This is a genomic window from Xanthobacter flavus, from assembly GCF_017875275.1.
Classification (GTDB): domain Bacteria; phylum Pseudomonadota; class Alphaproteobacteria; order Rhizobiales; family Xanthobacteraceae; genus Xanthobacter; species Xanthobacter flavus_A.
The window spans coordinates 4,524,274-4,537,528 of sequence record NZ_JAGGML010000001.1 but is presented as its reverse complement, the minus strand read 5'-3'; the positions used below and the strand labels follow the sequence as shown (position 1 = coordinate 4,537,528).

At 69.1% G+C, this 13,255-nt stretch carries 12 protein-coding genes; 7 read left to right on the top strand and 5 right to left on the bottom strand.

Annotated features, from left to right (window positions below):
* Positions 1-195: 195 nt before the first annotated feature.
* Both J2126_RS21415 and J2126_RS21410 read left to right on the top strand, forming a co-directional pair.
* On the top strand, positions 196-1,389 hold the full coding sequence (locus J2126_RS21415; RefSeq protein ID WP_209488840.1) for an acyl-CoA dehydrogenase: 1,194 nt from the start codon (positions 196-198) through the stop codon (positions 1,387-1,389).
* 180 nt (positions 1,390-1,569) lie between these two features.
* Positions 1,570-2,757, top strand: a complete 1,188-nt coding sequence (locus tag J2126_RS21410) for a CaiB/BaiF CoA transferase family protein (protein ID WP_209488839.1) — start codon at positions 1,570-1,572, stop codon at positions 2,755-2,757.
* 231 nt (positions 2,758-2,988) lie between these two features.
* Here J2126_RS21410 and cimA read toward each other — a convergent pair whose 3' ends face one another.
* From cimA to cysS, 3 genes are read right to left on the bottom strand one after another with little or no spacing between them, the layout of a single operon-like run.
* A complete protein-coding gene (cimA, locus tag J2126_RS21405) occupies positions 2,989-4,602 on the bottom strand; it encodes a citramalate synthase (RefSeq protein ID WP_209488838.1) in 1,614 nt (537 codons plus the stop codon).
* On the bottom strand, positions 4,599-5,087 hold the full coding sequence (locus J2126_RS21400) for a GNAT family N-acetyltransferase (protein ID WP_209488837.1): 489 nt from the start codon (positions 5,085-5,087) through the stop codon (positions 4,599-4,601). Before J2126_RS21400 ends, cimA begins: the two co-directional genes overlap by 4 nt.
* The gene (gene cysS, locus J2126_RS21395) at positions 5,084-6,472 is read right to left on the bottom strand and encodes a cysteine--tRNA ligase (protein ID WP_209488836.1); all 1,389 of its coding nucleotides are present in this window, start codon (positions 6,470-6,472) and stop codon (positions 5,084-5,086) included. Before cysS ends, J2126_RS21400 begins: the two co-directional genes overlap by 4 nt.
* 414 nt (positions 6,473-6,886) lie before the next feature.
* On the opposite strand from cysS, the gene J2126_RS21390 reads away from it, so the two are divergent.
* Positions 6,887-7,204: a hypothetical protein gene (locus J2126_RS21390; protein WP_209488835.1), complete on the top strand. Its 318-nt coding sequence runs from the start codon at positions 6,887-6,889 to the stop codon at positions 7,202-7,204.
* A gap of 191 nt (positions 7,205-7,395) precedes the next feature.
* Positions 7,396-8,121 (top strand): carbonic anhydrase, encoded by a 726-nt coding sequence (locus J2126_RS21385; RefSeq protein ID WP_209488834.1) that lies wholly within the window; start codon positions 7,396-7,398, stop codon positions 8,119-8,121.
* A gap of 63 nt (positions 8,122-8,184) precedes the next feature.
* On the opposite strand, the gene J2126_RS21380 is transcribed toward J2126_RS21385, so the two are convergent.
* Positions 8,185-8,739: a CreA family protein gene (locus tag J2126_RS21380; RefSeq protein WP_209488833.1), complete on the bottom strand. Its 555-nt coding sequence runs from the start codon at positions 8,737-8,739 to the stop codon at positions 8,185-8,187.
* A 216-nt stretch (positions 8,740-8,955) separates the two neighbouring features.
* Here J2126_RS21380 and J2126_RS21375 point away from each other — a divergent pair, with 216 nt between their 5' ends.
* Both J2126_RS21375 and J2126_RS21370 read left to right on the top strand, forming a co-directional pair.
* Positions 8,956-10,044 carry a TRAP transporter substrate-binding protein gene (locus J2126_RS21375; protein ID WP_209490438.1) on the top strand — a complete coding sequence of 363 codons (1,089 nt, stop codon included), beginning with the start codon at positions 8,956-8,958 and terminating at the stop codon, positions 10,042-10,044.
* Positions 10,045-10,181: 137 nt separating this feature from the next.
* Positions 10,182-11,399: a DUF2865 domain-containing protein gene (locus tag J2126_RS21370; protein ID WP_209488832.1), complete on the top strand. Its 1,218-nt coding sequence runs from the start codon at positions 10,182-10,184 to the stop codon at positions 11,397-11,399.
* Positions 11,400-11,416: 17 nt separating this feature from the next.
* Here the strand turns inward: J2126_RS21370 and serB are convergent, their stop codons facing one another.
* Positions 11,417-12,316 carry a phosphoserine phosphatase SerB gene (gene serB / locus J2126_RS21365; protein ID WP_209488831.1) on the bottom strand — a complete coding sequence of 300 codons (900 nt, stop codon included), beginning with the start codon at positions 12,314-12,316 and terminating at the stop codon, positions 11,417-11,419.
* Here serB and miaA point away from each other — a divergent pair.
* A complete protein-coding gene (gene miaA / locus J2126_RS21360; protein WP_209488830.1) occupies positions 12,315-13,253 on the top strand; it encodes a tRNA (adenosine(37)-N6)-dimethylallyltransferase MiaA in 939 nt (312 codons plus the stop codon). The genes serB and miaA overlap by 2 nt on opposite strands.
* Positions 13,254-13,255 lie beyond the last annotated feature (2 nt).

Genomic DNA, 13,255 nt, shown 5'->3' with positions numbered 1-13,255 from the left:
CGCGCATCGCGGCCGATTTCGGCGGACGTCCGCGCCGCCGGGCGGGGGCCGGGCGGGCCGGCGCCTCCTGTTCGTGGTCGCCTCGATCCTGCAGCGTCGTGCTCCTTGACTGTGCCCGGATATTTATATACCGACTGGTTGGAATGTAAATGCCAACCGCCACCCGGCGGTGCCTTCGAGCGCGGGAGACGCACCATGGCCGCATCCGGTAAGCCGACCTTCGACTGGGCCGACCCCTTCGATCTCAACAGCCAGCTCACCGAGGACGAGCGCCTCGTCCGCGACACCGCCCGCGACTATGCGCAGGAGAAGCTCCTGCCGCGCGTGACCTCCGCCTATCTCGACGAGCGCTTCGACCGCGAGATCATGAACGAGATGGGCGAGCTGGGCCTCCTCGGCCCCACCATTCCGGCGGAATATGGCGGCGCCGGCCTCGGCTACGTGGCCTACGGCCTCGCGGCGCGGGAAGTGGAGCGGGTGGATAGTGGCTACCGTTCGGCCATGAGCGTGCAGTCCTCCCTCGTCATGCACCCCATCTACGCCTACGGCACGGAAGAGCAGCGCAAGAAGTACCTGCCCAAGCTCGCCACCGGCGAATGGGTGGGCTGCTTCGGCCTCACCGAGCCGGACGCCGGCTCCGACCCCGCCGGCATGCGCACCCGCGCCGAGAAGATCGACGGCGGCTATCGCCTCAAGGGCGCGAAGATGTGGATCACCAATTCGCCCATCGCCGACCTCGCGGTGGTGTGGGCGAAATCGGCGGCGCACGACAATGCCATCAAGGGCTTCGTGGTGGAGCGCGGCATGAAGGGCTTCTCCACCCCCAAGATCGAGGGCAAGCTCTCGCTGCGCGCCTCCATCACCGGCGAGATCGTGCTGGAGGACGTGGAGATTCCGGAAGAGAACCTCCTGCCCAACGCCGCCGGCCTGCCCGGCCCCTTCGGCTGCCTCAACCGCGCCCGCTACGGCATCGGCTGGGGCGCCATGGGCGCGGCGGAAGCCTGCTACGCCGCCGCCCGCCAGTACACGCTGGACCGCAAGCAGTTCGGCAAGCCGCTCGCCGCCACCCAGCTGGTGCAGAAGAAGCTGGCGGACATGGCCACCGAGATCGCCCTCGGCCTTCAGCTCGCTCTGCGCGCGGGGCGGATGTTCGATGAGGGCACGCTGCCCATCGAGGCCATCTCCTTCCTCAAGCGCAACAATTGCGGCAAGGCGCTCGACATCGCGCGGGTCGCCCGCGACATGCATGGCGGTAACGGCATCGCCGCCGAGTACCATGTCATCCGCCACGCCGCGAACCTCGAGACGGTGAACACCTATGAAGGCACCCACGACATCCACGCGCTGATCCTCGGCCGCGCGATCACGGGGATTCAGGCGTTCTTTTGAGAGCGCCTGCGAGCCACAGAAGAACCGTCATGCCCCGGCTCGTCCGGGGCATCCACCACGCCGCTTGGCCGGCCGCCTGACAAACGGCAGAGTGGATCCCCCGCACGAGCCGGGGGATGACAGCGGACGCGGCGACGCCCCCATCGTCATCCGGCTCATTCGTCACAACGAGTCTCCCCCATGTCCCCTCCTGCCTCCCCTCCCCTCGCCGGCCTTCGCGTCCTCGAACTCGCCCGCATCCTCGCCGGACCGTGGTGCGGGCAGTTGCTGGCCGATCTCGGGGCGGAGGTCGTCAAGGTGGAGCGGCCGGGCGGCGGGGACGACACGCGCACCTGGGGGCCGCCCTTCCTGAAGGGGGCGGACGGGGCGGACCTCGGCGCCGCCTATTTCCACGCGACCAATCGCGGCAAGCGCTCGGTGGCGGTGGATTTCGAGACGGAAGAGGGACAGGCCATCATCCGCGATCTCGCCCGGCAAAGCGACGTGCTCATCGAGAACTTCAAGGTCGGCGGCCTGAAGAAATACGGGCTCGACTATGAAAGCCTGAGGAAAGAGAACCCCCGCCTCGTCTATTGCTCCGTCACCGGCTTCGGCCAGGACGGGCCATACGCGCCGCGCGCGGGCTATGACTTCCTCGTGCAGGGCATGGGCGGCATCATGGACTTGACCGGCGCGCCGGATGGGGAGCCGCAGAAGGTGGGCGTCGCCTTCGCCGACATCTTCACCGGCCTCTATGCCACGGTCGGCATCCTCGCCGCGCTGCGCCGGCGGGACGAGACCGGCACGGGCGGGCATGTGGACATGGCCCTGCTCGACACGCAGGTGGGCGTTCTCGCCAACCAGGCCATGAACTATCTCACCTCCGGCAGGGCGCCGAAGCGCATGGGCAATGCCCATCCCAACATCGTGCCCTATCAGGTCTTCCCCTGCGCGGACGGCTATTTCATCGCCGCCATCGGCAATGACGGCCAGTTTGCCCGCTTCTGCGCCGTGCTCGGCGCGCCGGAGCTGGCGCAGGAGACAGACTACGCCACCAATCCCGCCCGCGTCGCCAACCGTGCCGTGCTGGTGCCGAAGCTCACCGCGCTGACCATGGCCTTCGCCCGCGACGATCTCCTCGCCGCGCTGGAGGCGAAGGGCGTGCCGGCGGGGCCGATCAATACGGTCTCGCAAGTGTTCGAGGACCCGCAGGTGAAGGCACGCGGCCTGCGCGTGGACCTGGCCGAGGCCGGCGGCGGCACCATTCCCGCCGTCGCCAGCCCCATCGTGCTCGACGGCGTGCGGCAGGTGGCGAAAAGCGCCAGTCCGCGGCTGGGTGCGGACACGGAAGCGGTGCTCGCCGCGCTGAAGGCGCTGGCGGGGAAGTAGTCAAGGCTGCTCGCCCTCTCCACCCTGAGGGAGAGGGGAGGCAGTTACGCCGCTGTCATCGCCCGGCTCGTCCGGGCGATCCACGGTTGGGCCGGGCGATTATGGGGGCATTGCGCGGACGGATGGGTGGATCGCCCGGACGAGCCAGGCGATGACACGCGAATGGACATGCGCTGACCCGACGAAGGCTCCGAAAACGCCTCCGGCCATGCCGTCGCTTGTCCGGGGAACCTACGCCGGCGCGCCTTCCTTCAAGAGCTTCCAGGTGATCGAATCCAGCAGCGCCTCGAAGGACGCGTCGATGATGTTGGGAGAGACGCCCACCGTGGTCCAGCGGTCGCCGGTCTCGTCCGCGCTCTCGATCAGCACCCGCGTCACCGCCTCCGTGCCGCCGTTCAGCACGCGCACGCGATAGTCGGTGAGGTGGAGGCCGGAGATGAAGGGCTGGTACTTGCCGAGATCCTTGCGCAGGGCCACGTCGAGCGCGTTCACCGGGCCGTTGCCCTCGGCGGCGGAGATCATGGTCTCGTCGTCCACCTTCACCTTCACGATGGCTTCCGCCACGGTGACAAGCTCGCCCTGCGCGTTGTAGCGGCGCTCCACGTTCACCTTGAAGCGCTCCACCGCGAAATAGTCGGGCACCGAGCCCAGCATGCGGCGGGCCAGCAGCGCGAAGGAGGCGTCCGCCGCCTCGTAGGAATAGCCCAGCGCCTCGCGCTCCTTCACCTCGTCCAGCAGGCGGGCGATGCGCGGGTCCTTCTTGTCCACCGGCACGCCGAGGCGCTCCAGCTCGGACAGCACATTGGAGCGGCCGGCCTGGTCGGAGACCATCACGCGGCGGCGGTTGCCCACCTTTTCCGGCGCGACATGCTCGTAGGTGGCGGGGTCCTTCAGGATGGCGGAGGCATGGATGCCGGCCTTGGTGGCGAAGGCGCTCTCGCCCACATAGGGCGCGTGCCGGTCGGGGGCGCGGTTCAGCATCTCGTCCAGCGTGCGGGAGACGTGGACGAGTTCGCCCAGCGCCTCCTCGCTGACGCCGATGTCGAAGCGCTCGGCGAAATCCTTTTTCAGCAGCAGGGTGGGGATGAGCGAGCAGAGGTTGGCATTGCCGCAGCGCTCTCCGAGGCCATTGAGCGTGCCCTGGATCTGCCGCGCGCCAGCGCGCACGGCGGCGAGCGAATTCGCCACCGCCTGCTCGGTGTCATTGTGCGCGTGGATGCCCACATTCGTGCCCGGCACCACCTTCACCACCTCGGCGACGATGGCTTCCACCTCGTGGGGCAGCGTGCCGCCATTGGTGTCGCACAGCACCACCCAGCGCGCGCCGGCCTCGTAGGCGGTGCGGGCGCAGGCGAGGGCGAAGTCGGGGTCTTCCTTGAAGCCGTCGAAGAAATGCTCGCAATCCACCAGCGCCTCGCGCCCGGCGGCAATCGCCGCCTCGACGCTCTCGCGGATGGAGGCGAGGTTCTCCTCCTTGGTCGTCTCCAGCGCCACCCGCACCTGATAGGCGGAGGATTTGGCGACGAAGCAGATGGCATCCGCCTGAGCCGCCAGCAGCGCCGCGACGCCGGGATCGTTGGAGGCCGAGCGACCGGGGCGCTTGGTCATGCCGAAGGCGGTCACGCGCGCCTTGGCGTCGTGCTTCTGCGCGAACAGCTGCGTGTCGGTGGGATTGGCGCCGGGATAGCCGGCCTCCACATAGTCCATCCCCAGCCGGTCCAGCAGGGCGAGCACCCGGAGCTTGTCGGCCACGGTGAAATCGACGCCATTGGTCTGCGCCCCGTCGCGCAGGGTGGTGTCGAAGAGATAGAGGCGTTCACGCACCTCGGCAGTTGCGGCCGTCATTGCCCCGCCCCCTCCCCCAGCGTCTTCTCCATGGCCGTGTTGGCGAGCCAGGTGTCGGCCAGCGGCACCATGTTGCGGCGCTGGGGGACGTAGCCGCGCTTCTGGAAGAAGCCGAGGGCGGTGTCGCTGGCGTCCACGGTGAGCTTGCGGGTGCCGCGGGCCTTGGCCAGCGTCTCGGCGGCATCGCACAGGGCCTTGGCGACGCCCGTGCCAACCGCGTCGGGCGCCACATACAGCATCTCGATGTGGGCATTGTCCTTCAGCGAGACGAAGCCCGCCACCGCCTTGCCGCGCAGGGCGACGAGGGTGAGGCTCGCGGCGAGGCGGGCGGCAAAGGCCTCCGCGTCGTCGGCCTTGGCGGCCCAGGCCTCCTGCTGCTCGCTGTCGTAATCCTCGCCAGTCAGCTCGGCGATGGCGGCGCGGAACAGGTCGGCCAGCGCCGGCGCGTCGGCCGGGAGGTAAGGGCGCAAAGCGATCGCGCTCATCGCGACACCTCCCAGCTCGTGGTTCCGTCCTTGTTGTCCATCAGCACGATGCCCTTGGCGGCCAGCTCCTCGCGGATCTGGTCGGCGCGCTTGAAGTCCTTCGCCTTGCGGGCGGCGATGCGCTGGGCGATCAGATCGGCGATCACCCCCTCATCGAGGGCAATGGCCTCCTTCTGCCGCGCGCGCCACCCGGTTTCGGTGTCGCCCAGCAGGCCGAGGAGGTTCGCCGCGCCCTTGAAGCGGCGGCGCAGGGCTGAGGAGGTGTCCTCGTGCTCCGCCACCTCGGCGAGGTGGTGCAGGTGTGCGATGACGGACGGGGTGTTGAGATCGTCGGCGAGGCGATCTGCGATCTCGGTCTCGAAGGGGTTGCCTTCGCCCGTCTCGGCCTCCACGTCGCCGATCACGCGATACCACTTGTCCAGCGTCTTGGCGGCGAAGCCGAGGCCCTGGCGGGTCCAGTTGATGGGCTGGCGGTAGTGGGTGGAGAGCATGGCGAGGCGCAGCACCTCGCCCGGCCACTCGTCCAGCAGCTCGCGGATGGTGACGAAGTTGCCGAGGGACTTCGACATCTTCTCGCCTTCCAGCATCAGGAAGCCGTTGTGCATCCACATCTGCGCCATCACGCCGGAATGGAAGGCGCAGCGCGACTGCGCGATCTCGTTCTCGTGGTGCGGGAAGACGAGATCGATGCCGCCGCCGTGGATGTCGAAGGTCTCGCCCAGGTGCTTCCAGCTCATGGCCGAGCATTCGATGTGCCAGCCGGGCCGGCCGGGGGTGGCGATGCCGCAGGGCGAGGGCCAGCCGGGCACGCCCTCGGCGCTCGGCTTCCACAGAACGAAGTCCATGGCGTCGCGCTTGTAGGGGGCGACGTCCACGCGGGCGCCGGCCATCATCTCGTCCAGCGAGCGGCGCGACAGACGGCCGTAGTCCGGCATGGAGGGCACGTTGAACAGGACATGCTCCTCCGCCACATAGGCGTGGCCCGAGGCGACGAGCCGCTCGATGAGGATGCGCATCTCCTCGATATGCTCGGTGGCGCGCGGCTCCACGGTGGGCGGCAGGCAGTTCAGCGCCGCCGTATCCTCGCGGAACCAGCGGTAGGTCTCTTCCGTCAGGTCGCGGATGGAGATGGAGCGGTCGGCGGCGCGGGCGTTGATCTTGTCGTCCACGTCCGTGATGTTGCGGACGTATTTGACGTGGCTTTCGCCATAGAGGCGCCGCAGCAGGCGGAACAGCACGTCGAAGACGATGACCGGGCGCGCATTGCCGATATGGGCATGGTCGTAGACCGTCGGCCCGCACACATACATGCGCACGTTCAAGGGATCGAGCGGACGCAGAAGGTCCTTCGAGCGGGTCAGCGTGTTGTAGAGCCTGAGCTCCATGGATCGTTCCCCCGAATGGCGCACAAGCGCCAAGCCGGTCCACCGGCCGGGGCGTCCAGATCCTTGTCTAAGAAGATGAGCAAAGGACGGCCGCGGCCAGCTTTTCGGCTAACCGCAAATAATCGCCGCAATGGCGCAGATGGTGACGAGACCGCCGTTCATGGCGCGGGACAATGGTTCGGGCGCGGGCGCGCGTCAAGATGTTTCACGCCGCCCGACGGCGCGCCGGCTCGGCTGGAGCGAGGCGCCACCTCAGCGGATCGTTATCGTCCCTCGCTTGACCTGCCCCGGCGCGAGAGACTATCCGGACCTTGGAGCACCGGGCGGGGGTTCGGCGTGTATCCAGCCATCCCGCCCGTCGTCCCGGCGCTCGCAAGCGCAGGCACGCGCTTTCAACGAGGTTCCGACCTGTCCATGCCGCTGATCCGAACCCTCGCCGCCGTCGCCGTGGCGAGCCTGTCGCTGATGGCGCCGGCCATGGCGGAGACGCGCATCTTCCTTATCGACAATTCCGACGGCTCCAGCATCGATTCCTGCCTCGCCTCCGGCGCGCCGTGCGGGCAGAAGGTGGCGGAAGCCTGGTGCCGCACCCATGCCTACAGCCAGGTCATCGATTTCGGCCGCGTGACGGCGCATGCCTCCGCCTTCACACCGTCCAGCGTCGCCGCGCCGGCCCCCATCTGCATCGGCCCGCTGTGCCCGGAGACGGTGGCCATCACCTGCTCGCGGTAGCCGGCGGCCTTCCCGGCCGCCCGCTGCGAATTGCCGTTGCATGGCGATGCTTTAGGTCCCCTTTTTGTGATCGCGGTATTTCAGTCTTCCGCACCGGATCGGCTATGGTCGGCGCCGGCCTGTCCCCTGCGGCACGCAGGAGGACCGGTCCAAACACGCCAGAAACACCGTGACCGGGAGAGGACTGCCCCATGTGCGAGACGTGCTCATCACCATCCATCGGACGCCGTCGTCTGCTTGCCGGTGGGCTCGCGGGCGGACTGGCCCTCGCCGCCGCGCCGCTGTTCGCCGCCTCCGCCTTCGCCCAGTCCGGCTACGGCACGGCCACCCCGGTCACGCCGGACGAGGCCATGAAGCGCCTGGTGGACGGCAATGCCCGCTACGTCGCCGGCACGCCCCAGCAGGCGGACTATTCCGCCGGCCGCCTGAAGCGTGCCATGGGCCAGGCACCGTTCGCGGCCATTGTCGCCTGCTCGGATTCGCGGGTGGTGCCGGAGCTGGTGTTCGACCAGGGGCCGGGCGAACTGTTCATCGTCCGGGTGGCCGGCAACTTCATTGATGAAAACGGCCTGGCGAGCCTGGAATTCGCCACCGCCGTGCTCGGCGTGAAGCTGATCCTCGTGCTCGGCCATGCCTCGTGCGGGGCGGTGCAGGCGACCATCACGTCCATCAAGGACAACACTTTGCCGCCCGGCCACCTGCCGAGCCTCGTCAACGCCATCCGCCCGGCCGTCTATGAGGCCATGCGGAGCAATCCGGCCGATCTGCTCGCCGCCGCCAGCGACCAGAACGTGAAGCTGAACGCCAAGCTGGCGCAGACCGCGGCACCGATCCTGTCGGAGCGGGCCGCCGCCGGTAAGCTGAAGTCGGCCGCCGCCATGTACGACATTGGCACGGGCAAGGTGAACTTCCTCTGAACAGCACGCCGCGCGTCCGGGCGGAGAGGTCTCCGGCCCGGGCGCGCGGCGTTCATCCTGCCGCTACTTCAGGAAGTCCGCGCACTTCGGCACGTCGGTATTGCCACCCCAGGGCATGACCGGCACGGTGGAGGTGGAGTTCTTCGGGCTGCCGTCGATCAATTTGTCGGAATAGACGAGATAGACGAGCACGTTCCGTTTGGTGTCGCAGCCGCGCACGATCTGCATCTTCTTGAAGAAGAAGGAGCGGCTCTCGCGGAACACCACGTCGCCCTGCTCGAACTTCGACTTGAAGGAGATCGGCCCCACCTGCCGGCAGGCGAGGGAAATGTCGGAGACTTCCTCCGCGAGGCCCACCATGCCCTTCACGCCGCCCTTCTCGGGCGTGGTGTAGTGGCAGGCGACGCCGTTCACCACCGGGTCGTCGATGCCGTAGACGGCGAGCTTGTCGTCGGGCGTCAGGAACTTCCAGACCGTGGACTTGCGGAAGATGAGGTCGGGCTCCTGCGCCAGCGCCGGCCCGCCCGCGAGCGCCGCGACGCCGAGCGCGCACGCAAGTGCGAGGCGGCCGAGACGGCAGGTGACGGTGGGACGGACGGTCGAGAAAGCGTGCGTCATGGAACTCCCCGGAAAGCGGCCTCAGCCCGGCGCCCGAACGCGCGGGCATCCGACATATGGGAAGCGCCGCCCTGAGCGGAAGAGCGGCGCAATATCATGGTGCCACTCAGCGCCGACATTGACGGCCGGCGCGCCGCGTGACACCCCTTTCGCCCCACACGCGTTCGCCCCAAGCCAGAGAGCCGATCAACCGGCCCAAGGAGCACATCCATGGAGATCAAGCGCCGCCACTTCATTAGCGCGTCCGCCACCGCGCTCGCCACCGGCGCGGTCGCCGCCCCCGCCCTCGCGCAGACCCAGCCCGAGGTGAAGTGGCGCCTCACCTCCTCCTTCCCGCGCTCCCTCGACACCATCTTCGGCACCGCGCAGATCTTCGCCAAATACGTGGCCGAGGCCACGGACGGCCGCTTCCAGATCCAGACCTTCCCGGCCGGCGAGCTGGTGCCGGGCCTGCAGGCGCTCGATGCGGTGTCCAGCGGCTCGCTGGAGTGCGCCCAGACCGCCACCTATTTCTACACCGGCAAGGACACCGCGCTCGCCTTCGGCACGGGCGTGCCGTTCGGCTTCAACTCGCGCCAGCAGCACTCGTGGTGGTTCTTCGGCGGGGGCGCTGAGATCATCAACGGCGTGCTCGCCAAGTACAATGTCACCTCCATGCCGCTCGGCAATTCGGGCTGCCAGATGGGCGGCTTCTTCCGCAAGGAGCTGAACGACGTCGCCGACCTCAAGGGCCTGAAATTCCGCATCGGCGGCATCGGCGGGCAGGTGCTGGCGAAGCTCGGCGTGGTGCCCCAGCAGATCGCCCCGAGCGACGTCTACCCGGCGCTGGAGCGCGGCTCCATCGACGCGGCGGAGTTCGTCGGCCCCTATGACGACGAGAAGCTCGGCCTCGTGAAGGTGGCCAAATATTACTACTACCCCGGCTGGTGGGAGGGCGGCGCCATGCTGCATCTCGTCATCAACAACGCCCAGTGGAACGCGCTGCCGAAGCACTACCAGGCCATCGTCCGCAACGCCGCCGAGGCCGCCAACAACTGGATGCTGGCCAAGTACGATTCGGTGAACCCCCCGGCCCTGCGCCGGCTGGTGCAGCAGGGGGTTGAGCTGAAGCCCTTCCCGCAATCCATCATGGAGGCGGGCTACAAGGCGTCCTACGAGCTGTACAACGAGCTTGCCGCAGCCAACCCGGCCTTCAAGCAGGCGCTCGACTCCATGCTCGCCATCCGCGCCGACCAGCTGGTGTGGTGGCAGATCGCGGAATATGCGTTCGACAGCTACAACATCCGCTCGCGCGGCCGGGGCTGACGGCGGGGACTGGACCTGCCCCTCACCTTCCGGCGAGGGGCCACAGTTTCGTCACCATTGCCCCGCGCTGTGGGGTTATAGAGGGGCGCCGGACCGGTCACGGTTCGGCACGGCGCCAGTGGAGAGAAGAGCTGAGGATGGAGTCCGCGCGAGGGATCGGCGCCGGAAGCCCGGTTGCCCTGAAGGGTGCGAGCGGCACGACGGGCCGGCTGGCCATGGGTTCGCTCCGCCGTCTGGCCCTGGGCCTCATGGTCGCCGTCACCACGGCGGGGACCGCTCTGGCGCAGGCCGGCAGCCCCGCGTGCCAGCAGCTCGAAGGCTCCCTGATGGCCCTCGACCGCAGCGCCGGCGGCGCCGCCAACCAGCAGGCGCAGGCCGCCAGGCTCCGCGGCGATCTCGATCGCCTCACGGCGCAGGCGCGCGGCATGGGCTGCGATGCGCCGCGCGGCTTCCTCATCTTCCAGGGCCCGCCCCGGCCGCCCCAGTGCGACCAGATCGACGATCAGGTCTCGCGCCTCAGGTCGCAGATCGCCGGCCTCGAGCGCGGCGGCGCCGACACCGGCGGCCAGCGCCGGGCGCTCATCATCGCCCTCGCCCAGAACAATTGCGGCCCGCAATACACCGCCGCCGTGCAGGCCGCCCGCCGCGCCAACGAGCCGGCGCGGCCGAAGAACTTCTTCGAGGCCATCTTCGGCACCCAGCAGACCCAGCCCGAGGAATCCTCGCCCGACCTCGACCTGATGCCGCTGGAAACGCCGAAGACCTATTACTCGCGCACCGTGTGCGTCAGGACGTGCGACGGCTACTTCTTCCCCATGGCCAATTCCACCAACGCCAGCCGCTACGCGCAGGACGACCAGCTCTGCAAGCGGCTGTGCCCCGGCTCGGACGCGCAGCTGTTCACCTTCAGCGGCGATATCAAGTCGGCGGTGAGCATCTCCGGCCAGTCCTACATGTCGCTGCCCAACGCCCTGCGCTACCGCAAGGAGCTGGTGCCGTCCTGCACGTGCAAGCCGGCCGGCCAGTCGTGGGCGCAGGCGCTCGCGGGGCTTGAGGACGAGACCACCCTGCGCAAGGGCGACATTCTGGTGACCGAGGAGCAGGCGCGCGAAATGTCCGCCCCGCGCCCCGCCGACCCGACCAAGGGCGGCAAGGCCGGCGCCAAGCCCCCGGCCGGCAGCACCGCCGCCGCCGAGGCCGCCGCCGGCGGTCCCGTGGCCGCCACCGTCGCCGCCCCGCTCGCCCCCGCCTCCGAGCAGCCGGGCCAGCGCAAGGTGCGCGTCATCCCCCTGCCCCGCTCGCAGAACGCCCAGACCCAGCAGGGCACCGCCGCCGGCCAGGGTACGGCGCAATAGGCGGCAGCCCCGCCCGCTCAGGCGATCCGGAACTCGTTGCGGCTGTAGCCCTGCATGTAGAGCAGCGCGGTGAGGTCGCCGTGATCGACACGGGCATGGGCCGCCGCCGCCACGGCGGGCTTGGCGTGATAGGCGACGCCGAGGCCCGCTTCCCCCAGCATGGCCAGATCGTTGGCGCCGTCGCCCACGGCCATGGTCTCGGAGGGGGCGAGGTGCAATTGGTCGCGCAGGTCAACCAGCGTCGCGAGCTTGGCCTCGCGGCCGAGGATGGGCTCGGCCACACTGCCCACCAGCGTGCCCGCCTCCACCAGCAGCTCGTTCGCGCGGTGCTCGTCGAAGCCGATGCGCGCGGCGATCTCCTGGGTGAACAGCGTGAAGCCGCCGGAGACGAGGGCGGCATAGGCGCCGTTCGCCTTCATGGTGCCCACCAGCTCCGGCCCGCCGGGGGTCAGGGTGATGCGTTCGCGCAGCACGTCGCCCACCACGCTGGCCGAAAGACCACGCAGCAGCGCCACGCGCTCGCGCAGCGCCGGCTCGAAGGCGATCTCGCCGCGCATGGCGCGCTCGGTGATGGCGGAGACATGCGCCTTCAGGCCCACGAGGTCGGCCAGCTCGTCGATGCACTCCTGCCCGATCATGGTGGAATCCATGTCGGCGAGGAACAGGCGCTTGCGCCGGCCGGTCTCCAGCTGCACCACCACATCGATGGGGGCGCCGTTCAGCGCACCGCGCACCGCATCCGCCAGCGCGCCGGCATCGGCCGCGAGTTCCGGGGCGAAATGGATGTCCACCGCCACGCCCTCGTCCAGGACCACCGGATCCTGCGCCTCGGGCAGCACGGAAAGGGCGGCATGGATTGCCTCGTAGGTCAAAGCCGGGGCAGATGGGTTTGAAATCAGCGTCGCGACGTAGGCCATGGAATTTTCTGAGCTCGACGGGGGAAAAGCTTTGGCGGTGCTCATCGCAGGTCCGACCGCCAGCGGCAAGTCGGCACGCGCGCTGGCCGTGGCCGAGCGAACGGGCGGCATCGTCCTCAATGCAGATTCCATGCAAGTCTATGGCGATCTTCACGTCCTCACGGCGCGGCCGACCGTCGCGGAAATGGCGCGGGTCCCCCACGGCCTCTACGGCCATGTGGATGCGGACACGGACTATTCCGTCGGTCGCTGGCTGGAGGATGCGAAACGCGCCCTTGGCGAGGCGCGCGCGGCGGGGCGGCTGCCGGTGTTCGTGGGCGGCACGGGGCTCTATTTCCGGGCGCTGACGCAGGGGCTTGCCGAAATTCCCGCCATTCCCGAAGCCGTGCGCGCCGAGGTGCGCGGCGCGGCCGAGGCGCTGGACAGCCCGGCCCTCCACGCCCGCCTCGCGACGGTCGATCCCGCGAGCGCCGGGCGGCTGAAGGTGAACGATCGCCAGCGCGTGCTGCGCGCGCTGGAGGTGATCCGCGCTACCGGCCGCTCCCTGACCGACTGGCAGCGCGACGCTCAGCCCCCCGTGCTTGATGCCGCCCGCTGCGCGAAGATCGTGCTGGAGGTGGACCGCGACCTGCTGCGCCAGCGCATCGATGCCCGCTTCGAGACCATGATGGAAGCCGGCGCGCTGGAGGAGGTCCGCGCCCTCGCCGCGCGCAACCTCGCGCCCGACCGCACGGTGCTCAAGGCCCACGGCGCGCCGGCCCTCACGCGCTATCTCAGGGGGGAAATGTCGCTCGCCGAGGCCATCGCCGAGGGCCAGAGCGACACCCGCCGTTATGCCAAAAGGCAGACCACCTTCTTCCGCCACCAGATGCCCGACTGGCCGCGCGCCACGCCGGAGACTGCGCTGGAGGTGCTGATGGGAATGCTGGCGGGGTGATG